Here is a 20459-nt window from a genome sequence, read left to right as displayed (position 1 = left end):
CTCGGCCGTGCAGCTCGGCCGTACGGCCGGTGGTACCGGTAGGCGTTCGGGTCGCGGGCCGGATCGGTGACCGGTCGCCGTCGTCCGGCGCGCTCACCGCGACCTGCGCCGTCCGAGGAGACACACTGGCTCCATGAGGATCGGTGTACCCACTGAGGTCAAGAACCACGAGTACCGCGTCGCCATCACCCCGGCAGGCGCCCACCATCTCGTCGAGGGCGGTCACGAGGTCGTGGTCCAGGCCGGCGCGGGCCTCGGCTCCGCCATCACGGACGAGGACTATGCCGCGGTCGGCGCGACGATCGTGCCCGAGGCCACCGAGGTGTGGGGCGCTGCGGATCTGGTCTGCAAGGTGAAAGAACCGGTCGCCAGCGAGTACGGCCATCTGCGCGACGACCAGATCCTGTTCACCTACCTGCACCTGGCGGCCGACGAGGCCGGGACCAAGGCGCTGCTCGACTCCGGCACCACGGCGGTCGCGTACGAGACGGTGCGTGCCCGCAACGGCTCGCTGCCGCTCCTGGCACCGATGAGTGAGGTCGCCGGCCGGCTCGCGACCCAGGTGGGCGCCGAGCACCTGCTCAAGAGCGCGGGCGGGCGCGGCGTCCTGCTGGGTGGCGTCCCCGGGACCCAGCCGGGCAAGGTCGTCGTCCTCGGCGGCGGCACCGCGGGTCGTCACGCCGCCGAGATCGCCGTCGGCCTGCGGGCGGACGTGACGGTGCTCGATCTCAGCCTGGACGCGCTGCGCGACATCGACCAGCACTTCGGCGGCCGCGTGCGGACCGTGGCCTCCAACGCGTATGCGATCGAGCAGGAGGTCCTGGACGCCGACCTCGTGATCGGTGCCGTGCTCATCGCGGGCGCCCGCGCGCCGAAGCTCGTGAGCACCGACCTCGTGAGCCGCATGCGTCACGGTTCGGTGCTCGTCGACATCGCCGTCGACCAGGGCGGGTGCTTCGAGGCGTCCCGTCCGACGACCCACGACGACCCGGTCTTCGAGGTCGAGGGCTCGCTCTTCTACTGCGTCTCCAACATGCCGGGGGCCGTCCCGGTGACGAGCACCCACGCCCTGACCAGCGCGACGCTGCCGTACCTGTCGCGGCTCGCCGACCACGGATCGCTCGCGTTCAGCGACCAGGGGATCCGGGCCGGGCTCGCCACGCACAAGGGCGCGCTCACGAGCCCCGCGGTCGCCGACGCCCACGGGCTGCTCGCCACGTCGGTGGACGACGCGCTGCGCCTCTGACCGCCACGCCCGGACCGCGGCAATCATCTTGTCGCGGTCACTCCGACCTGTGACGATCCCTGTCATGGAACCGTTCCCGATCACCGGCGACCGTGTGGTGCTGAGCGTGCCGACGGCGGCGGACGTCGACCGCATCGTCGAGTGCTGCAACGATCCCGACATCGTCCGCTGGACGACCGTCCCGCGCCCGTACGGGCGGCACGAGGGGAGTGGTTCGTCGAGAAGATCGTGGCCGCCGGGTGGCGCGACGACACCGGCTACACGTGGGCGGTGCGCGCGCCCGGCGGCCCGGGCGACAGTGACCTTTCCGACAGCCCCGACAGCCCGGACGGCGGGGCAGGGCGCGTGCTGGCCATGGTCGGGATCCACGTCGACCGGTCGGCCACCCGCGAGCTGTCGGGCGAGATCGGCTACTGGTGCGCTCCCGACGCGCGCGGGCGTGGGCTGATGCGCGACGCCGCCCGGCTCGTCGTCGACTGGGCCCTCGACCCGGAGGGGCTGGGGCTCGCGCGCGTGACGTGGCAGGCCGAGGTGGGCAACTGGGCATCGCGGCGCGTCGCCTGGTCGCTGGGGCTGCGCGTCGAGGGAACCATCCGCAAGCAGCTGGCCGTGCCCGGCGGGACCCGCGCGGACGGCTGGTTCGGGACGATCCTCGCCGGTGACCCGCGCGAGCCGGTCGAGGTCTGGCCCGCGGAGGCGGCGACGTCGGGCGTCCTGGGGCGCTGACCCTGTTGCGGGCGCAGGTAGCGTGACCTCCATGACGTCTCCCACCCCTGCACCCTCCCGCGCCGGGACGACCGCGACGATCACCGCCGAGTCGGAGGTCGTGCAGATCTGCCAGGACCTGCTGCGGATCGACACGTCGAACTTCGGCGACGGCTCAGGCCCGGGGAGCGCGAGGCCGCCGAGTACGTGATGGCGTCGCTCCAGGAGATCGGGCTCGACCCCGAGCTCTTCGAGTCCGCCCCCGGCCGGGCGAGCGTCGTCGTCCGGCTGCCGGGGCAGGACCCGACGCGGCCCGCGCTGGTGCTCCACGGACACCTCGACGTCGTCCCCGCGCAGGCGGAGGACTGGACCGTCGACCCGTTCGCCGGCGAGGAGCGTGACGGGATGCTCTGGGGTCGCGGCGCCGTCGACATGAAGGACATGGACGCGATGATCCTCGCGGTCGTGCGCCAGATGGTCCGGGAAGGCCGCCGGCCGGCCCGCGACGTGATCGTCGCGTTCTTCGCGGACGAGGAGGCGGGCGGCGCGTTCGGTGCCCGCTACCTGGTCGACCACGAACCCCACCTGTTCGAGGGCGCGACCGAGGCGGTCAGCGAGGTCGGCGGGTTCTCGGTCGAGGTCGACGGCAAGCGCACCTACCTGCTGCAGACCGCCGAGAAGGGACTCGCGTGGCTGCGTCTGATCGCCGACGGCCGCGCGGGGCACGGCTCTCAGGTCAACCACGACAACGCGGTCACCCACCTCGCCGAGGCGATCGCGCGGATCGGGGCGCACCGGTGGCCGTACGTGCTTACGCCGACCGTCGACGCGCTGCTGCGCGGGGTCGCGGACCTCACGGGGCTGCGGTTCGACGCCGAGGACCCCGAGGCGATCGACGCGCTCGTCGCGGCCCTCGGTCCGGCGCAGAAGTTCGTCGGGGCGACCGTGCGGCACACGTCGAACCCGACGCAGCTCGACGCCGGCTACAAGGCGAACGTGATCCCCGGGACGGCGTCCGCGGCGGTCGACGTGCGGCTGCTGCCGGGCCTCGAGGACGAGGGGATGGCGACGCTCCGCGAGCTCGCCGGCGAGCACGTGCGTATCGAGCCGATCCACCAGGACATCTCGCTCGAGGTCCCGTTCTCGGGGGACCTGGTCGACGCCATGGTCGACGCCGTGCAGTCGGAGGACCCGGGCGCCACCGTGCTGCCCTACACGCTCTCGGGCGGCACCGACAACAAGTCGCTCGCGCGGCTCGGCATCACGGGGTACGGCTTCGCGCCGCTACGCCTCCCGCCGGAGCTCGACTTCTCCGGGATGTTCCACGGCGTCGACGAGCGGGTGCCGACGGACGCGCTCCTGTTCGGGTGTCGCGTGCTCGACCGGCTGATGCGCACCTGCTGAGATCCGCCGTGGCCGGCGATGCTGCGCCCGTTCAGGCGAGCAGGGCGTCGATCGACCTGCGCAGCTGTGCGCGGTAGCCGCCGCCGAACAGCACCGCGTGGACGGCCACGGGGTAGACCTGGTGCAGCGTCCGACGACGTTCCCACCCTCGCGCGAGCGGGTCCGCCTCGTCGTAGGCGCGCAGGATCGTGTCGAGGTGCGGAGCGCCGAACAGCGCGAGCATCGCCAGGTCCGACTCGCGGTGACCGCCGTGCGCGGCGGGGTCGATGAGGACGGCATCCCGGTCGTCCCACATCACGTTGCCCGACCACAGGTCTCCGTGCAGCCGCGACGGGGGCTCGTCGGCAGCGGCGCGGCCCGCCACCGCCGGCAGGCGGTCGGCGAGCCGGTGGAGCGCGTCGGCGTCCTCGGGATGCAGAGCGTCCCGGTCGACCCCCTGCTGGGCGATCGGCCGCAGTCGCGCCTCGGCGTAGAACGTCGGCCAGTCCGACCACCCGCCGACGGGCATGGGCAGGGGGTCGTCCAGCGGCCCGAACCAGGCCTGGTCGATCCCGGGCGGCGCTACTCCGTGGGCTCGGGCGCCCGAGCGGTGCAGCGCGGCGAGCGAGGCGCCGAACCGTGCGGCCGCGGCGGCGGTGGGCGGCGTGCTCTCGACCCGTTCGAGGTCGAGACGGTCCTCGGCCACGTCGACCACGGCGACGACACGCGTGCCGTCGCCCTCGGCGAGCCAGCGCAGCCCCGCCGCCTCGGTCGCGAAGAACCCTCGGGGAGCGTCCGCTCGAGACTTGCGGAAGGTCCCGGTGGCGCCCCGACCGGGGTCGTCCGCCGCGCCGTCCGCCGCACCCGCTGACACGCCGCCAGACACGTCGTCAGGCACAGGTCAGAGCGTGCTGCGCGCGCGGATGATCTTGCGGCGCAACCACACGCGCCGCTGACCGCCGAGGTACAGGCGGGTCCGCGCGAGCTCCCACCGGCCGTACTCGGCCTCCTCGGTGAGCGCGCGGTGCGCGTCCCCGGACGGGGTGTCGCGGTCGAACGTCAGGACGCGGTACTCGTAGTGGCCGTGCGTCGACCAGGCGGAGCGGTAGGGGGCTGTGCGAGTCATCCGGGTCCTCTCACGATGCGGGTCGGGAGCGTGCAGGAGCGGTTCTGAGCACCTCTGGGTGCGCCCCGGAGACGGGGTGCGCCATTTCTGGGTGCCATTGTGCACCTGGCGGCGATACCGTCTGGGTATGACCGCTGATCCGCGTGCCGCGCTCGACCGCTTCATCGTCGCGCTCGAAGCCCACTACGACGCCGTCGTCACCCGCCGCGGTGACGACGACCCTCGCGTCGACGACACGTACTACGTGCTCGCCGACGCCTTCGACGCCTATGACGAGGCGCTCGGTGACGTGCACGGCGAGGCCACCCCGCTCGTCGTCGACGACGACGGCGAGGACAGCGACGACGACGACGATGACGATGACGATGACGATGACGAGGCGGACGACGACGACTCGGACGACGACCGGGACCTGAACCCGTCGGACATCGACGACCACATCGACGACGACGACCACATCGAGGAGACGGCTCGCCGCTGAACCCGCAGGGTCAGCCTCGCCACGCAGGGTAGGTGCGGCCCGGCGCGCTGACGTCGTCCAGCGCCGCCATCACCTCGCGCGGGAGCTCGAGGTCGGCGGCAGCGGTCGCCGCCCGAAGGTGCGCGGGGGTCCGCGGTCCGACGACGGCGGACGACACCCCGCGCGCGAGCGTCCAGGCCAGCGCGACCTCGAGCGGCGACCGGCCGAGACCGTCGGCGGCCGTCGAGACGGCGGAGACCACGGCGCCCGCGCCGGCGTCCAGGTATTGCTCGACGTAGGGCGCCCACCGGTCGCTCGCCGCCCGCGAGTCGGCGGGGGTGCCCTTGCGGTACTTGCCCGTCAGCACGCCCCGCCCGAGCGGCGACCACGCGAGCAGGCCGACGCCGAGCTCGGTCGCGGCAGGCGCGACCTCCGCCTCGAGCCCGCGCTCGAGGAGCGAGTACTCGAGCCCGGCGGCGGCGAGACCGCACGAGCCGCCGGCCGCGAGGCGGGTGGCGAGGGCCGCCGTCCGCCACGCGGGGTGGTCGCCGACCCCGACGTACCGCGCGCGACCGCTCGAGATCGCGGTCTCGAGAGCCGACGCCGTCTCCGCGAGCGGGGTGCGGGGGTCCGGTGCCTGGACGAGGAACAGGTCGACGTGATCGGTGCCGAGCCGGCGCAAGGAGGCGTCCAGGCCGTCCAGCAGGTGGCGTCGGGACGCGTCGGGGACGACCGCGCTCCCCGTGCCCGCGACCGACCCCGCGCGCCGCAGCCCCGACTGGACGCACAGCACCAGGTCCGCGCGCGGGACGTCGGTCGCCAGCAGCGACCCGAGGATCGACTCGGCGTCCGTCGAGCCGTACGACGCCGCGGAGTCGACGAGCGTCCCGCCCGCGTCGAGGAAGTCGCGCAGGAGTTCGCGCGCGGCGTCCTCGTCGGTCCTGTCGCCCCAGGTCATGGTCCCGAGACCGATCTCCGACACGTGCAGGCCGGTCGCCCCCAGCCGCCGCTCATCCATGCTGCGCAGAGTACCGAGGTAGCACCGGCCGCGCCGCGCGGTCTCGGCGGGTCCTGTGTGTATCGTGACGGTCCGTGACCTCTTGGGAAGCAGTCCTCCTCGGGCTCGTGCAGGGACTCACCGAGTTCCTGCCGATCTCCTCCAGCGCCCACCTGAGCATCGTCGGGCAGCTCATCGGCGACGTGGACCCGGGGGCGGCGTTCACGGCCATCACCCAGATCGGCACCGAGACCGCCGTCCTGCTCTACTTCCGCCGCGACATCCGGGACATCTGCGTCGCGTGGTGGCAGGCGCTGCGCGGCCGGGACGGGGACGACTGGCGCTCGAGGATGGGCGCGCACGACCCGCACGCGCGCATGGCGTGGTTCATCGCGCTCGGCTCGGTCCCGATCGTGCTCCTCGGTCTCCTGTTCCAGGACGCGATCGAGACGAACCTGCGCAACCTCTGGATCACGGTCGCGATGCTCGCGCTGTTCGGCGTGCTCCTCGGGATCGCCGACAAGATCGGGCGCCGGGTGCGTCCCCTCGAGTCGCTGACGCCCCGCAGCGCGATCGGGTTCGGGCTCGCGCAGGCGCTGGCGCTGATCCCCGGGGTCTCCCGCTCCGGCGGGACCATCACCATGGGGCTCCTCATGGGGTTCACGCGCGAGGCCGCGGCGCGGTACTCGTTCCTGCTCGCGATCCCCGCCGTCCTCGGTTCGGGCTTCTACCAGCTCGCGAAGTCGGTCGCCGAGGGCCCGGAGCCCGGGTCCCCGGGGGCGCTGGCCACGGTGATCGCCACGCTCATCGCGTTCGTGGTCGGCTACCTCGTCATCATCGTCTTCCTGAAGATCGTCTCGACCTACAGCTACATGCCGTTCGTCTGGTACCGGCTCGGCCTCGCGGCAGTGGTGTCCGTCATGCTCCTGACGGGCGTGCTGACCGCCTGACGGCCGATACGCTGGGCGCGTGCTCACCTGGCCTGCCCCTCAGATCCCCGCGCTGCCCGGTCGAGGCGACGTCGTCCGCGTCCACGACAGCACCACCGGCGAGCCGGTGGTCGCCGCGCAGGGCCACCGCGCCACCATGTACGTCTGCGGCATCACGCCCTACGACGCGACGCACCTCGGCCACGCGGCCACGTACATCGCCTTCGACCTGCTGTACCGGGCGTGGCTCGACGCCGGCCACGAGGTCGTCATGGCCTCCAACGTCACCGACGTCGACGACCCGCTGCTGGAGCGCGCGGCGCAGACCGGGGTCGACTGGCGTGACCTCGCCGCAGACCAGGTGGCGCTCTTCGCGGAGGACATGACGGCCCTCGGCGTCGTCCCGCCCGACGTGTTCGAGAGCGTCGTCGAGACCGTGCCGGGGGTGCAGGACGCCGTCGCGCGCCTCCTGGAGTCGGGTGCGGCCTACCGAGTCCCTCTCGAGGACGGGGCCGGAGGGTCCGCCCCAGGGCTCGGGGACGTGTACGCGGACCTCTCGGCGGACGCGCACTTCGGCGACGTCGCACGGATGGGATCCGAGGAGATGGCGGAGCTGTTCGCGGAGCGCGGGGGAGACCCCGAGCGTCCGGGCAAGCGCGCACCGCTCGACCCGCTCCTGTGGCGGCGTGAGCGCGACGGCGAGCCCTTCTGGGAGCACGACGTGCTCGGCTCCGGGCGTCCGGGGTGGCACGTCGAGTGCGCCGTCATCGCCCGCGACGCTCTCGGCCTGCCGTTCGACGTGCAGGGCGGCGGCGCCGACCTGCTGTTCCCGCACCACGAGATGTCGACCTCCCACGCCCGCGTCATGGACGACGGGCACGGCGCACGCACCCACGTCCACGCCGGCCTCATCTCCTACGACGGCCACAAGATGAGCAAGTCCCGCGGGAACCTCGTCCTGGTCTCGCGGCTCCGGGCCGACGGCGTGGCGCCCATGGCGATCCGCCTCGCCGTCCTGGGACAGCACTACCGCTCCGAGTGGGAGTGGACCGACGACGTCCTCGCCGCCGGCGTCGCCAGGCACGACCGCTGGCTCGCCGCGGTGTCGGGGAACGGCGGCCCGAGCCCGGACGCGACCCTGGCGGCCGTCCGCGCCGCGCTGGCCGACGACCTCGACGCTCCGACGGCGCTGGCCGCGGTCGACGCGTGGGCCGACGAGTCGCTGCGCGAGGGCCGCGACACGAGCGCCGACGAGGTCGGCGCGCCGGGCGTGATCGCCCGCGCGGTGAACGCGCTGCTCGGCGTGCGGCTCTGACCGGCTACTTCTCGGGACCGCCCCGGCGCTTGAGGTAGCGCTCGAACTCCTGGGCGATCGCCTCGCCCGTCGCCTCCGGGAGGTCGGCCGTGTCCTTGGCCTCCTCCAGCTGCTGCACGTACTCCGCGACCTCGGCGTCCTCCTGCGCGAGCTCGTCGACGCCGCGCTGCCACGCCTCGGCGTCCTCGGGGAGCTCCCCGAGGGGCACCGGCTCGCCGAGCAGCTCCTCGAGCCGGGTCAGGATCGCGAGCGTCGCCTTCGGCGACGGCGGGTGGGCCACGTAGTGCGGCACCGCGGCCCAGAGCGAGACCGACCGCAGACCTCGCTCGCCCGCGGCGTGCTGGAGGACCCCGACGATCCCGGTGGGACCCTCGTAACCGCTGGGTGCGACGTCGAGCGAGGCCCGCAGGACCTCGTCCTCCGAGGTCGCGGTCAGCGGGATCGGACGGGTGTGCGGCACGTCGGCGAGCAGCGAGCCGAGGGTCACGACGGTCTGCACCTCGTACCGCTCCGCCAGGTCGAGAAGCTCCCGGCAGAAGGACCGCCACCGCGTGCTGGGCTCGATGCCCTGCACGAGCACCACGCGTCGTCCGGTCACCGGGGTGCGGGCCGTGGCGACCGTCGTCGTCGGCCACTCGATGGTCCGCCGGCCGTCGTCCGCGGTGGACACGACCGGTCGGTTGACCTGGAAGTCGTGGTAGTCCTCGGGGTCGATCTCGGCGACGTCGACGGCGTCCCACGCATCGTGGAGGTGCTGGACCGCGCCGGTCGCGGCGGACCCGGCGTCGTTCCAGCCCTCGAACGCTGCGACGAGCACGGTGCGCAGGCGCTCGTCGTCGCCGTCGCGCTCGTGCGCCCCACGGGTCCGGTCGTCCCACTTCTCGCTCATCGGACCAGACTAGGCGTCGGTGACGGTCCCACGGTGCTCGGTCCGGATCACGGCGTGCCCGCGGCGGCGACGGCGAGGACCGCGCCGACGACCATGTACGGGCCGAACGGGATGCGCGTCGTCCGCGTGGCGCGGCGCGCGAGCACCAGGCCGAGCGCGACGAGGCCGCCGAGCACGAAAGCGAGGACCGTGCCCCCGAGGAGAGGTCCCCAGCCGAGCCACGCCAGCGGTGCACCGAGGAGCGCCGACAGCTTCACGTCGCCGAACCCGAGGCCGTCGGGCGACACGAGAGCCAGGGCCAGGTAGAAGACGAACGCCGCGGCCGAGCCCGCGACGGCGCGCACCGCGGCGGCCGGGTCTCCGTCGAGGAGCGAGGCGGCGACCAGCAGCGCGATGACGACCACGGTCGAGGGGATCGTGATCGGGTCCGGGAGCCGGTGCGTGCGTGCGTCGATCACGGACAGCACGGCGCCCGCCGCGGCCACGACCGCGAACGCCGGGGCCACCCAGGGGACCTCGTGCGCGAGCGCCCAGGCCGCGCCGACGACCCCGGACACCGAGCCGAGCACCGATGCCTGGAGCGCGAAGGGGCGTACCTCGTCGACGACGTCCGCGATGACCACGGGCCGACCGTAGCGGCGCCGGTGCCGCAGCGGCCGCCGTCGTCCACAGGTCCCCGACGGCCTTGCCGCGGGCTCGTCCCGCGGTGCGGTCGGGGACCCGGCCCACGTCACCGGCGTGGGAAGATCGGTCCCATGCTTCGGTGGTTGACCTCAGGTGAGTCGCACGGTGAGGCGTTGGTCGGGATCCTCGAAGGGCTCCCCGCCGGCGTCGAGATCGTGATCAAGGACGTCCAGGACGCGCTCGCGCGGCGCCGGCTCGGCTACGGCCGCGGCGCACGCATGAAGTTCGAGCAGGACGCGGTGCGTGTGCTGGGCGGTCTGCGCCACGGGGTCACCCAGGGTGGCCCGCTGGCGATCGAGATCGGCAACACCGAGTGGCCCAAGTGGGTCGACGTCATGTCGTCCGACCCGGTGCCCGACGAGGCGCTGCAGATCGACGCCGGGACCGGCGACGCGCGCGAGATCGCCCGCAACCGCCCCCTGACGCGTCCCCGGCCCGGTCACGCCGACCTGGTGGGCATGCGCAAGTACGGGTTCGACGACGCGCGCCCCGTCCTGGAGCGCGCGTCCGCGCGGGAGACCGCGACACGGGTCGCACTCGGCACCGCCGCCGCGAAGTTCCTCGAGCAGGCCCTCGGCGTCCGGCTCGTCTCGCACGTGACGGCGATCGGCCCCGTCGAGGTCCCCGAGGACGCCGCGCTGCCGACGCCCGACGACGTGGCAGCGCTCGACGCGAACCCGGTGCGCTGCCACGACGAGGCGACCGCGGCCGCGATGGTCGCGGAGATCGACGACTGCAAGAAGGCCGGCGACACGCTCGGCGGCGTCGTCGAGGTCCTCGCCTACGGCGTCCCGACCGGGCTCGGCTCCTACGTGCACGCCGACCGGCGGCTGGACTCGAGGCTCGCCGGGATCCTCATGGGCATCCAGGCGATCAAGGGCGTCGAGGTCGGTGACGGGTTCCGCACGGCACGCCGCCGGGGTTCGCAGGCCCACGACGAGATGGTGCGCGAGGACGGCACGATCAAGCGGCTGTCCAACCGGGCCGGCGGCCTCGAGGGCGGCATGACGAACGGTGAGACGCTCCGCGTGCGCGCGGCGATGAAGCCGATCTCGACGGTGCCCCGTGCGCTGCGGACCATCGACACGGCCTCCGAGGACGAGGCCACCGCCCAGCACCAGCGCTCCGACGTGTGCGCGGTGCCGCCCGCAGCCGTGGTCGCCGAGGCGATGGTGGCTCTCGTGCTGGCGCAGGCCGCGATCGAGAAGTTCGGCGGCGACAGCGTCGACGAGGTCCGCCGCAACGCCGAGACCTACCTCGCCGCGATCCCCGAGCTGCAGCGCTGAGATGACGAGCGACGCGACGCGAGACACCGTGCCTGCGGTCGACGGGGACGGCGACGCCCGACCGCCCCGCAGGGCGAGGTCGGGGCACGGACCCGTGGTGGTGCTCGTCGGGCCCCCGGGTCGGGCAAGTCGACGGTGGCGCGGCTGCTCTCGCAGCGCTGGGACCTGGTCCACCGGGACACGGACACCGACGTCGAGGAGACGGCCGGCAAGCCCGTCAGCGAGATCTTCTTCGACGACGGCGAGCCCGCGTTCCGGGCGCTCGAGCGGGAGGCCGTAACGTCGGCGCTGGCGCTCCACGACGGCGTCCTGTCGCTCGGCGGGGGAGCGGTGCTCGACGTCCACTCCCAGGAGGCTCTGGCCGCCTACGCGCGGGAGGGCGGCGAGGTCGTGTTCCTGGACGTCTCGCTCGCGCACGCCGCGCCGCGGGTCGGCTTCAACCGGTCGCGGCCGCTGCTGCTCGGGAACCCGCGGGCGAAGTGGCAGGCGCTCATGGAGGCCAGGCGTCCCGTGTACACGACGGTGGCCACGCGGACCGTCCTCACCGACGGGCTGAGCCCTGCCCAGGTGGCGGCGACGATCGCCGACGGCATCGACCCATCGACCCCGACCGCACCGTGACGGAGGACCCCCTAGTGAGCGCCCCGGCGACGACCGAACCCACCGAGCCCACCGAGCCCACCGATCCCCACGGGTCGGGTCGGCCCAGCACCGTCCGTGTCGAGGGCGACTCGCCCTACGACGTCCTGATCGGCCGCCACCTCCTCGGTGAGCTGCCCGGGATGCTGGGCTCCGGCGTCCGACGCGTTCTCGTGATCCACCCTGCCTCGCTCGCCGCCACGGCCGAGACGGTCCGCACCGACCTCGTCGACTCGGGCTACGAGGCGTTCGCGGCCGAGGTCCCGGACGCCGAGGAGTCCAAGACCGCGCAGGTCGCCGGCTTCCTCTGGGGGTCCTGGGGCAGGCCGACTTCACGCGGTCCGACGCGATCGTCTCGGTCGGTGGCGGCGCCACGACGGACCTCGCCGGGTTCGTCGCGGCGACGTGGTTGCGGGGCATCAAGGTCGTGCACGTGCCGACGACCCTGCTCGCGATGGTCGATGCCGCCGTGGGCGGCAAGACCGGCATCAACACCGCCGAGGGCAAGAACCTCGTGGGCTCGTTCCACCCGCCCGCGGGCGTGCTGTGCGACGTCGCCGCCCTCGAGACCCTGCCGCGGTTCGACCTCGTGGCCGGGCTCGCGGAGGTCGTGAAGACCGGTTTCATCGCGGACGACCGGATCCTGGAGATCGTCCGCGAGCACGCTCCCGCGCTGGCCGCCTGGGACGGCGCCGCCGCGTCGCCCGAGGTCTGGGCCGCGCTGACCGAGCTCATCGAGCGGTCCGTCGCCGTCAAGGCCCGGGTCGTGGGCGAGGACCTCAAGGAGGCCGGCCTGCGCGAGATCCTCAACTACGGGCACACGCTCGGTCATGCCGTCGAGCTCTCGGAGCGGTACGCGTGGCGTCACGGGGCCGCCGTCTCCGTGGGCATGGTGTTCGCCGCCGAGCTCTCCCGGCTGGCGGGCAAGCTCGACGACGCCGGGGTCGACGCGCACCGCGAGATCCTCGGCTCCCTCGGTCTGCCGCTCGCCTACCGCGGCGACCGGTGGGACCAGCTCATGTCCGCGATGCGCCGCGACAAGAAGTCGCGCGGCGACCTGCTGCGCTTCGTCGTGCTCGACCGGATCGGGTCGCCGACCCGCCTCGAGGGTCCGGACCCGACGATCCTCGCCGCCGCGTACGCGGAGATCTCCGAGGACGCCCCGACCGGCCGGGCGCCGATCGCGCTCTGACCCCGACGAGGGTCACGGTCGTGACGAAGGTCAGGACGACTGCCCGCGTGAAGCGCAGGACGTAGTCCAGATTCCTCGGCCCGACCCGGCCCGGCCAGGGGCGGCGGTGGTCGGGTCAGGCGCTCCAGGACCCGCGAGCGACGAGCACGTCCCGCAGCAGGTCGGCGCGGTCGGTGACGATCCCGTCGACGCCCAGGTCGAGGAGCCGGTGCATGTCGGCGGGGTCGTTCACGGTCCAGACGTGGACCTGCTTGCCGGCGCGGTGCGCCGCGGCCACCGTCCGCGCGTCGACCACGGTCACGGGTCCGGCCGACTCGGGGACCTGCAGCGCATCGACCCCGCTGAGGATCTGTCGCACGACGGCCGTGGGGGCTCCGACGCGCACGGCGCCGAGGAACGCCACGACCTCGTCCTGACCGGTCGACGTGGCGACGGGCCGCTCGAGCAGGCGGACGGTCGCCCGCCGACGGCGCGCCGAGAAGGATGCGACGCACACGCGGTCCCAGGCGTTCGTCCGGTCGATCGCCCAGGCCACCGCGGGGACGCCGGCGGACGACTTGACGTCGATGTTCACCCGCACGTCGGGCCACGTCCCGAGCACGTCCTCGAGCAGGGGGACCGGCTCGACCCCGCCGATGCGTGCCGCGCGGACGGCGCTCCAGGGGAGGTCGGCGACCAGCCCCTCCGCGTCCGTCGTCCTGTCCAGGCTCGGGTCGTGGAGGGCGACCGCGACGCCGTCCGACGTCGCGTGGGCGTCGGTCTCGACGTACCGGAACCCGAGATCGACCGCCGCTGCGAAGGCAGCCATCGAGTTCTCGAGTCCGTCGAGGGAGAACCCGCGGTGGGCGAGGGCGGCGACGCCGCCGGGGGCGTCGAGGTAGGGGTGGCGCCACGAGGTCGGGCGACCTGCGCCCGCGGCGCTCACGCGCCGGTCCCGGTCTGCACGGCAGGCTCGCGCACGCCGGGCGCGAGCGCGCCGTCGAGCCACGCGAGGACCCCCTCCAGGTAGGCCGCCCGCGGCTCCGCGGCGGAGAGCACGAGGTCGTGGACCCCGCCCTCGACGACCAGCTCGTCCACCCGGTCGCCGAGCAGCGGGGCGTCACGGGAGATGTTCGCCACGTTCAGCACGGTGTCCTGCCGGTCGAGGTCCGGGTTGGTCGGGGAGTCCGGTCCGGAGGCGTCGGAGCGGGCGACGAGCACCGGGCACGAGATCGCGAGGCGCCGGGCGATCCTGGCCTGCCCGCGCAGGACCGCCCTGACCCATCCGGCGCGCGCCGGGACCCCGGTCGTGCGCTTGAGCTCGGTGTCGAACGTCCAGCGGCCGCCCGCGGAGACGTGCTGGTACGTGGCGTAGTAGGAGGGCGCGGAGGTCAAGGGCCTCTGCGGGGCGAGCTGCGCACCGAGGTCGACGACGCGGGAGGCGGCCGCGCGCAACCACCGGCTCGCGCCGATGTCGAGGAACGGGCTGTTGAGCACGAGGGCGTCCGGCACCCCGGCGTCGCGCAACGAGTGGGCCCACAGGGACGCCACGAGCCCGCCGGTCGAGTGCGCGTTCACGACGAGCGGCACGCCCGGGTGACGCTGCCTCAGGACGCGCACCGCGTTGCTCAGGTCGTTGGCCTGCTCGTGCAGGTCGTCCTGGTAGTGGGGCACGTCGCCGTCGCGCAGCGAGCGCCCGCACCGACGCGCGTCGAGCGCGTAGAAGGCGTACCCGGCGTCGGTGAACGCCTCGGCCAGGTGGGCCTGGAAGAAGTAGTCGTTGTACCCGTGCAGGTACAGCACCACGGCCCGGGGGTCGGACGGCGTCGCAGCGGTCCGCACGAGCGTCGCGTCCCCTAGTGCGCGGGTCTCGAAGGGCGTGCCGAGCAGCGGGTCCGTCGTCCAAGCCTGCGAGGGGTCTGAGGCGGTCAGGGCGACCGAGGCGTCATTGGTGTCTGTGGTGACTGTGGTGACTGTGGCGTCAGTGGCGTCAGTGGCGTCAGTGGCGTCCGACGTGCCGGGGGTGTCGTGCGTCTGTTCTGGACGGGTCGTTCGCTGCTCCGGGGCCACACGGGCAACCTATCGCCGTCCGCTCCGTAGGGCGCTCCGGCGCGCGCTCACCCCTCGACCGCGCCGAGCGCGCGTCGCCCGGCGCGGGCGGCGAAGGCGTCGAGCGCGGTGATGACCTCGGACGACTGCCACAGGATCGACCGCCGGCGCCCGGCCACCTCGGTCAGCGCGCCGGCGTCCACGAGGTGGTCGATGGCGCGGCGGGCGTTGGGCTGCGTGACGCCGAGCTCGGCGCGCACGACCTCGGTGCCGAGCACGGGGTGCCGCAGGACCACGTCCAGCAGCCGCCAGGCGGCCGAGTCCGAGCGGGCGCGCAGGTTCGCCGCCCAGGTGGCGCGGGCCTCGCGCAGGTCCTGCACCAGCTCCCGGCCGTTGGCGACGGACAGGACCGCGGCCTCGGCCAGCGCGTCGACGATCGCCGCGGGGTCGCCGTCCCGGTAGGCCGTCAGCGCGGAGAAGTACCGGTCCGTGTCGACGAGGAGGCCGGCGGAGACCGGGACGGTGACGGCGCGGGTGAGCCCGCGGTGCCGGAGCATCGCGTGCACGAGGGCCCGGCCGGTGCGTCCGTTGCCGTCGACGAAGGGGTGGATGGTCTCGAACTGGGCATGGGCGAGGGCTGCGTGCGAGAGGGCCGGGACGTCGCCGCGGCGCGCGAACGTGACGAGGTCGTCGAGGGCGTCGGCCACCAGCCTCTGGTGGGGCGGGACGAACCCGGCGCCGTGCGGGGACCACGCGCTGCCACCGATCCACACCTGCTCGTCGCGGAGCGTGCCGGCGAACGACGACGGCTGCATGAGGGCCGCGTGCATCGCGAGGACGGCGTCCATGTCGATGCGCTCGGACAGGGCGAGAGCCGCGTTCATCGCGTGGACGTTGCCGACGATCAGCCGGGCGTTCGCGCGCGCGTCCTCGCCGATCTCCGCGAGCGCGATCTGGCGGGCGCCCGAGGTCAGGTTCTCGATCTGGGAGGACGACGCGGACTCCGACCGCAGGAGCACGGCGGCGAACGGTGCGACCTCGCCCCCCACGTCCTGGTCGAAGTCGCGCACGAGCCGGGACGCCTCCTCGGCTGCGGCGGCCGTGGGGCGGGGGAGCGCGACGTCGGCCTCTGCGATGCGGGGGACGACCGCCGACGCGTAGGGCCGACTCAGCCGCGCCCGGGCCGAGGCCGAGAGCGCCTCGGGAGGGAGCGCCGTCCGCCAGCGGTGCTCCTCGACCTCCAGCCGTGGCCAGCCGCTCGTAGGGGATGCCATCGCTCCACGGTAGCATCCGTTACGGCACTAAAGGATGATAACGAGACTGCTCGTCATCCGTTCCGGGCGGCGGCGGAGTCGGCGACGCCGTCGACGCCCACCCCGCTCGGGAAGCGCACGAGCAGCAGCAGGACCAGTCCGACGGCCACCACGGCGACGATCCCGACGATGCCCCAGTACTGCGCGCCGGAGACGGCGATCGCCGTCGAGAACGCCAGCGGGGCGAAGAAGCTCGCCGCGCGTCCCGTCGTCGCGTACAGCCCGAACGCCTCGGTCTCCTTGCCCTCGTCCGTGAGGCGCGCGAGCAGGCCGCGGCTCGCGGACTGCGCGGGCCCCACGCACCCGGAGAGCACCAGACCGCAGACCCAGAAGACGCTCGTGCCGCCGTCGTGGAGGAAGAACACGGCCATGCCGGCCACGCAGATCCCTGCGAGCGCACCGATCACGACGCGGCGGGGGCCGATCCGGTCGTCCAGCCAGCCTGCGGCGATGGTCGACACTCCGGCCACCAGGTTCGCGGCGATGGCGAACACGATGACGTCGCTCGCGCTGAACCCGAAGGTTCCCGAGGCGATGACCGCCCCGAAGGTGAAGACCCCGGCGAGCCCGTCGCGGTAGATCGCGCTCGCCACGAGGTAGGCGAGGGTCGACCGACGCTCGCGCCAGAGCAGCGCGATGTCGTGGCCGAGCTTCCGGTAGGCGTCGAGCACGCCGATCGGCACGGCCTTCTCGGTGCGGGGCGACTCGGGCACCCACAGCATCACCGGGATCGCGAAGACGGCGAACCACACCGCGGAGAGCAGGACGCTGATGCGGATGTCCATCCCGTCCTCGCCGGTCACGCCGAACCACCCGACCTCGGGGTCGATGAACCCGACGAAGAGGATCAGCAGGAGCACGATGCCGCCGACGTACCCGGCACCCCAGCCGATGCCGCTGATCCGCCCGATCGTCCGCGGCGTGGAGATGTCGAGCAGGAGCGCGTTGTAGGCGACGGAGGCGAGCTCGAAGAACACGTTCCCCACGGAGAGCAGCACGATCCCGAGGATCACGGCGTCCGAGAGGGACCCCGGGGTCGGCTCGACGAAGAACATCGCGGTCATGGACCCGAACACGGCGACGGAGTTCACGCCGAGCCAGACCTTGCGCCGCCCGGAGGCGTCGGCGAGCGCACCCAGCGCGGGGGCGAGCAGGGCGATGAGCACGCCGGCGGCCGTCAGGCCCCAGCCCAGCCACTCGGTGTGCTCGGCCATGACCGCGTCCGGGTCGGCCGCGCCCGCCTCGACGAACGCGTCGCTCGTGATCCAGCGCGTGAACACGAAGGTCGTGACCACCGCGTTGAAGGACGCCGAGCCCCAGTCCCACAGGGACCAGGAGATCACCTGCCGGCGGTGCGAGCGGTGCGGCGTCGGCGTGGTCACTCCGTCGGGTGCGGTCACCCGCGCATCGTAGAGCGGCACGGACGCGAGCGCGGGCTCAGACACCACATGCCGGGACGGTGGGTCGTCGCCCGCGTCCGGCGTCGGCCCCCGGGTCTATCCTCGCCGCATGACCCGCGTGCTGATCCTCAACGGACCGAACCTCGGGCGCCTCGGCGTCCGCGAGCCCGACGTCTACGGCCACGCGTCGTACACCGACCTGGTCCGCAAGGGTGGCGAGTGGGGCGAGGGGCACGGGTTCTCGGTGGACGTCCGCCAGACGGACGACGAGTCCGAGATGGTCGGCTGGCTCCACGAGGCCGTGGACTCCGGTGCGCACGTCGTGATCAACCCTGCCGCGTTCACGCACTACTCCTACGCGCTGCGCGACGCCGCGGCCCAGGTCACGAAGGCCGGGTTGCACCTCGTCGAGGTGCACATCTCGAACCCCTACGCGCGGGAGGAGTTCCGTCACCGGTCGGTCGTCGGCCCCGTGGCGACGGGCACCGTGGCGGGGTTCGGGCTCGGTTCGTACCGGGTCGCGCTCGAGGCGATCGCCGACCTGGTGGCCTGACCCTTGATCGGCATCGATCAAGGCCTAGGGCTTGTTGTGTACTGGTCAAGGCTGTAGGCTTGATCCGTGTTCGTCCTCACGTTCGACCAGCGCCGGAGCACGGGCGCGCCCGATCGCGTCCCGGAGGCCGTCGCTGCGCTCTCGGCCGTCGCGGCCCCGTCGCAGGAGCGGTCCGCCCTGGTGCTCCCCATCGAGCGCACCGTGGGTGACGAGGCCCAGGCGCTGCTCGACGACGCGTCGACGACCGTCGCCCTCGTCCTGGAGCTCGCGCGCCACGGAGGGTGGAGCATCGGTCTGGGCATCGGGGGAGTGCGGACGCCGCTGGGGGCCTCGACCCGCGCCTCGACGGGAGATGCCTACGTCCGTGCCCGGGAGGCCGTCGAGCGGGCCAAGAGCCGCGGCCCGTCTGTGCCGCTCGCGGTCGAGGGGCCCGACCCGGACGCCGCCCGGGAGGTCGAGGCGCTGCTGCGGCTCCTCGCCGTCGTCGTCGGGCGCCGCACCGCCCGCGGCTGGGAGGCCGTGGACGGGCTCCTGGAGCACGGTGGGCGACAGACCGACGTCGCCCGGGCGCTCGGGATCAGCGAGCAGGCCGTGAGCCAACGGCTCCGCACCGGTCTGTGGGCCGAGGAGACCGCGGCGCGCCCTGTCGTGGAACGACTGCTGACGGAGGCAGACCGATGAGCGAGACCTGGACCGTCGTCCTGACCGTGGTGACCGTGCTCGGGACCCTCGCGCTGTCCGTGGGCGGTGGCGCCTGGTTCACGCCGCTCGTGCTGCGGGCCGCCTCCCGGAGCACGACCCGGGAGGCACGGGCCCTGGGCGCCGGCGACCCCGAGGGGGACCCGGGTACGCCCGCCGGCCCGCAGGCCGTCGCCGCGCTGCGCGGAGGGACCTGGATCGGGCTGCTGGAGCGCTTCGCCGTCACGGGCTGTCTCCTGGCCGGCTACCCCGCGGGGATCGCGCTCGTCGTCGCCGTCAAGGGCCTGGGCCGCTACCCCGAGCTGCGGGAGAAGCCGGTCGCCTCCGAGCGGTTCGTCGTCGGCACCCTGGCCTCGCTGGTCTGGTCGGCCCTCGTCGGGGTCGGCGGCGTCTGGGTGCTCGGCCTGCTCCGCTAGACTGGTGCGAGTTTTGCGGCCGCCCCGACGCGGCTGCGTGCCCCAGGCCTGACGACGAAGGAAGACACGCACCGTGGCAACCACGAACGACATCAAGAACGGCACCGTCCTGCGCATCGACGGGCAGCTCTGGACGATCATCGAGTTCCAGCACGTCAAGCCGGGCAAGGGTGGCGCGTTCGTGCGCACCAAGATGAAGAACGTCCTCTCGGGCAAGCAGGTCGACAAGACCTTCAACGCGGGCCTCAAGATCGAGACGGCCAACGTCGACCGCCGCGACATGCAGTACCTGTACCAGGACGGCGAGGACTTCGTCGTCATGGACACCTCGACCTACGACCAGATGAACCTCCCGGCCGCGGTCATCGGCGACAACGCGAAGTACATGCTCGAGGGCGTCATGATCACGGTCGCGACCAACGAGGGGAACCCGCTCTACACAGAGCTCCCCGCGTCCGTGGTCCTCGAGATCACGTACACCGAGCCGGGCCTCCAGGGCGACCGCTCGACCGGCGGCACCAAGCCCGCCACGCTCGAGACCGGCGCCGAGATCCAGGTGCCCCTGTTCCTCGAGGCCGGCACCAAGGTCAAGGTCGACACCCGTGACGGCTCGTACCAGGGCCGCGTGAACGACTGACGTGGGCGCTCGAACCAAGGCGCGCAAGCGCGCGCTCGACGTCCTCTTCGAGGCGGACCAGCGGGGCAGCGACCCCGCAGTGCTGCTCGCGGACCGGCTCGTCGAGCCCGGCACCGAGGCGTCCCTGCCCCAGTACTCGGTCGATCTCGTCGAGGGGGTCCTCGCCCACCAGGAGCGGATCGACGAGCTCCTCGAGACCTACTCGCACGGCTGGACGATCGCCCGCATGGCGTCCGTCGACCGCGCCCTGCTGCGCCTCGGCACGTGGGAGATCCTCTACAACGACGACGTCCCCGACGCCGTCGCGATCGACGAGGCCGTCGACCTGTCGAAGGCGCTCTCGACGGACGAGTCGCCCGACTTCGTGAACGGCATCCTGGGCCGGATCCACGACCTCAAGCCGACGCTGCTCGGCTGACGCGTCCGCCGGCAGGGCCTCGACCAGCGGCCCTGCCGGCGCACGCGCGGCAGACGTGGCGGACACCACGTCGCGTCTGCCGGACACCGTCGCCACCTCACGGCCACGCCCGCTAGGGTGGTGGCGTCCGACATCCTTTAAGGC

General features: G+C 73.3%; 21 protein-coding genes and 2 pseudogenes. 14 read left to right on the top strand and 9 right to left on the bottom strand.

What is annotated here, in order from left to right:
* Positions 1-133: 133 nt before the first annotated feature.
* The 3 genes and pseudogenes from ald to QUE47_RS14500 all read left to right on the top strand — a co-directional run bounded on the left by ald (position 134) and on the right by QUE47_RS14500 (position 3355).
* Positions 134-1246: an alanine dehydrogenase gene (ald, locus tag QUE47_RS14510; RefSeq protein ID WP_286217864.1), complete on the top strand. Its 1113-nt coding sequence runs from the start codon at positions 134-136 to the stop codon at positions 1244-1246.
* A 141-nt stretch (positions 1247-1387) separates the two neighbouring features.
* Entirely contained in the window at positions 1388-1972 is a 585-nt protein-coding gene (locus QUE47_RS14505; RefSeq protein ID WP_286217863.1) for a GNAT family N-acetyltransferase, read from the top strand.
* A gap of 31 nt (positions 1973-2003) precedes the next feature.
* Positions 2004-3355 (top strand): annotated as a pseudogene (locus QUE47_RS14500) (M20/M25/M40 family metallo-hydrolase).
* 31 nt (positions 3356-3386) lie between these two features.
* On the opposite strand, the gene QUE47_RS14495 reads toward QUE47_RS14500, so the two are convergent.
* Entirely contained in the window at positions 3387-4232 is an 846-nt protein-coding gene (locus QUE47_RS14495) for a fructosamine kinase family protein (RefSeq protein ID WP_286217862.1), read from the bottom strand.
* Positions 4233-4235: 3 nt separating this feature from the next.
* Positions 4236-4460, bottom strand: coding sequence for a DUF5703 family protein (locus tag QUE47_RS14490; protein ID WP_286217861.1), 225 nt, complete (start codon positions 4458-4460; stop codon positions 4236-4238).
* A gap of 76 nt (positions 4461-4536) precedes the next feature.
* Here QUE47_RS14490 and QUE47_RS14485 point away from each other — a divergent pair, with 76 nt between their 5' ends.
* On the top strand, positions 4537-4941 hold the full coding sequence (locus tag QUE47_RS14485) for a primosomal protein (protein WP_350227586.1): 405 nt from the start codon (positions 4537-4539) through the stop codon (positions 4939-4941).
* Positions 4942-4951: 10 nt separating this feature from the next.
* On the opposite strand, the gene QUE47_RS14480 is transcribed toward QUE47_RS14485, so the two are convergent.
* A complete protein-coding gene (locus QUE47_RS14480) occupies positions 4952-5938 on the bottom strand; it encodes an aldo/keto reductase (protein WP_286217860.1) in 987 nt (328 codons plus the stop codon).
* Positions 5939-6012: 74 nt separating this feature from the next.
* On the opposite strand from QUE47_RS14480, the gene QUE47_RS14475 reads away from it, so the two are divergent.
* Complete coding sequence (locus tag QUE47_RS14475) at positions 6013-6867, top strand: undecaprenyl-diphosphate phosphatase (protein WP_286217859.1); 855 nt, start codon at positions 6013-6015, stop codon at positions 6865-6867.
* Positions 6868-6886: 19 nt separating this feature from the next.
* Positions 6887-8161, top strand: coding sequence for a cysteine--1-D-myo-inosityl 2-amino-2-deoxy-alpha-D-glucopyranoside ligase (gene mshC, locus QUE47_RS14470; RefSeq protein WP_286217858.1), 1275 nt, complete (start codon positions 6887-6889; stop codon positions 8159-8161).
* A 4-nt stretch (positions 8162-8165) separates the two neighbouring features.
* Here mshC and QUE47_RS14465 read toward each other — a convergent pair whose 3' ends face one another.
* Positions 8166-9050: a PAC2 family protein gene (locus tag QUE47_RS14465; RefSeq protein ID WP_286217857.1), complete on the bottom strand. Its 885-nt coding sequence runs from the start codon at positions 9048-9050 to the stop codon at positions 8166-8168.
* Between the two features lie 47 nt (positions 9051-9097).
* Positions 9098-9673 carry a prepilin peptidase gene (locus QUE47_RS14460; protein WP_286217856.1) on the bottom strand — a complete coding sequence of 192 codons (576 nt, stop codon included), beginning with the start codon at positions 9671-9673 and terminating at the stop codon, positions 9098-9100.
* 132 nt (positions 9674-9805) lie between these two features.
* On the opposite strand from QUE47_RS14460, the gene aroC reads away from it, so the two are divergent.
* The 3 genes and pseudogenes from aroC (at position 9806) to aroB (ending at position 12851) form a co-directional block, all read left to right on the top strand.
* Positions 9806-11020 (top strand): chorismate synthase, encoded by a 1215-nt coding sequence (aroC, locus tag QUE47_RS14455; RefSeq protein ID WP_286217855.1) that lies wholly within the window; start codon positions 9806-9808, stop codon positions 11018-11020.
* A gap of 135 nt (positions 11021-11155) precedes the next feature.
* Complete coding sequence (locus QUE47_RS14450; protein WP_286217854.1) at positions 11156-11641, top strand: shikimate kinase; 486 nt, start codon at positions 11156-11158, stop codon at positions 11639-11641.
* A gap of 161 nt (positions 11642-11802) precedes the next feature.
* A pseudogene (aroB, locus tag QUE47_RS14445) lies at positions 11803-12851 on the top strand (3-dehydroquinate synthase).
* A gap of 115 nt (positions 12852-12966) precedes the next feature.
* Here the strand turns inward: aroB and QUE47_RS14440 are convergent.
* The 4 genes from QUE47_RS14440 to QUE47_RS14425 form a co-directional block, all read right to left on the bottom strand.
* On the bottom strand, positions 12967-13776 hold the full coding sequence (locus tag QUE47_RS14440; protein ID WP_286217853.1) for a glycerophosphodiester phosphodiesterase family protein: 810 nt from the start codon (positions 13774-13776) through the stop codon (positions 12967-12969).
* Positions 13773-14672, bottom strand: coding sequence for an alpha/beta fold hydrolase (locus QUE47_RS14435; RefSeq protein ID WP_286217852.1), 900 nt, complete (start codon positions 14670-14672; stop codon positions 13773-13775). Before QUE47_RS14435 ends, QUE47_RS14440 begins: the two co-directional genes overlap by 4 nt.
* Before the next feature lie 275 nt (positions 14673-14947).
* A complete protein-coding gene (locus tag QUE47_RS14430; RefSeq protein ID WP_286217851.1) occupies positions 14948-16153 on the bottom strand; it encodes a Fic family protein in 1206 nt (401 codons plus the stop codon).
* A gap of 53 nt (positions 16154-16206) precedes the next feature.
* Positions 16207-17592 (bottom strand): MFS transporter, encoded by a 1386-nt coding sequence (locus tag QUE47_RS14425; RefSeq protein WP_286217850.1) that lies wholly within the window; start codon positions 17590-17592, stop codon positions 16207-16209.
* A 109-nt stretch (positions 17593-17701) separates the two neighbouring features.
* Between QUE47_RS14425 and QUE47_RS14420 the strand changes: the two genes are divergently transcribed.
* The 5 genes from QUE47_RS14420 (at position 17702) to nusB (ending at position 20315) form a co-directional block, all read left to right on the top strand.
* The gene (locus QUE47_RS14420; protein ID WP_286217849.1) at positions 17702-18145 is read left to right on the top strand and encodes a type II 3-dehydroquinate dehydratase; all 444 of its coding nucleotides are present in this window, start codon (positions 17702-17704) and stop codon (positions 18143-18145) included.
* 66 nt (positions 18146-18211) lie between these two features.
* Complete coding sequence (locus tag QUE47_RS14415; protein WP_286217848.1) at positions 18212-18826, top strand: hypothetical protein; 615 nt, start codon at positions 18212-18214, stop codon at positions 18824-18826.
* Positions 18823-19260 carry a hypothetical protein gene (locus QUE47_RS14410; RefSeq protein WP_286217847.1) on the top strand — a complete coding sequence of 146 codons (438 nt, stop codon included), beginning with the start codon at positions 18823-18825 and terminating at the stop codon, positions 19258-19260. Before QUE47_RS14415 ends, QUE47_RS14410 begins: the two co-directional genes overlap by 4 nt.
* A gap of 73 nt (positions 19261-19333) precedes the next feature.
* On the top strand, positions 19334-19897 hold the full coding sequence (efp, locus tag QUE47_RS14405; protein ID WP_286217846.1) for an elongation factor P: 564 nt from the start codon (positions 19334-19336) through the stop codon (positions 19895-19897).
* Position 19898: 1 nt separating this feature from the next.
* Positions 19899-20315 (top strand): transcription antitermination factor NusB, encoded by a 417-nt coding sequence (gene nusB / locus QUE47_RS14400; protein ID WP_286217845.1) that lies wholly within the window; start codon positions 19899-19901, stop codon positions 20313-20315.
* Positions 20316-20459: the final 144 nt, after the last annotated feature.

The organism is Paraoerskovia sediminicola, assembly GCF_030296575.1.
GTDB classification, from domain to species: Bacteria; Actinomycetota; Actinomycetes; order Actinomycetales; family Cellulomonadaceae; genus Paraoerskovia; species Paraoerskovia sediminicola.
This window is presented reverse-complemented; position numbering and strand designations above follow the sequence as displayed.

Excerpts from the sequence above, each read along its gene's own strand:
- ald (WP_286217864.1), top strand. The coding sequence starts at position 134 with ATGAGGATCGGTGTACCCACTGAGGTCAAGAACCACGAGTACCGCGTC.
- QUE47_RS14490 (WP_286217861.1), bottom strand. The coding sequence starts at position 4,460 with ATGACTCGCACAGCCCCCTACCGCTCCGCCTGGTCGACGCACGGCCAC.
- QUE47_RS14480 (WP_286217860.1), bottom strand. The coding sequence starts at position 5,938 with ATGGATGAGCGGCGGCTGGGGGCGACCGGCCTGCACGTGTCGGAGATC.
- QUE47_RS14465 (WP_286217857.1), bottom strand. The coding sequence starts at position 9,050 with ATGAGCGAGAAGTGGGACGACCGGACCCGTGGGGCGCACGAGCGCGAC.
- aroC (WP_286217855.1), top strand. The coding sequence starts at position 9,806 with ATGCTTCGGTGGTTGACCTCAGGTGAGTCGCACGGTGAGGCGTTGGTC.
- QUE47_RS14430 (WP_286217851.1), bottom strand. The coding sequence starts at position 16,153 with ATGGCATCCCCTACGAGCGGCTGGCCACGGCTGGAGGTCGAGGAGCAC.
- QUE47_RS14420 (WP_286217849.1), top strand. The coding sequence starts at position 17,702 with ATGACCCGCGTGCTGATCCTCAACGGACCGAACCTCGGGCGCCTCGGC.
- QUE47_RS14410 (WP_286217847.1), top strand. The coding sequence starts at position 18,823 with ATGAGCGAGACCTGGACCGTCGTCCTGACCGTGGTGACCGTGCTCGGG.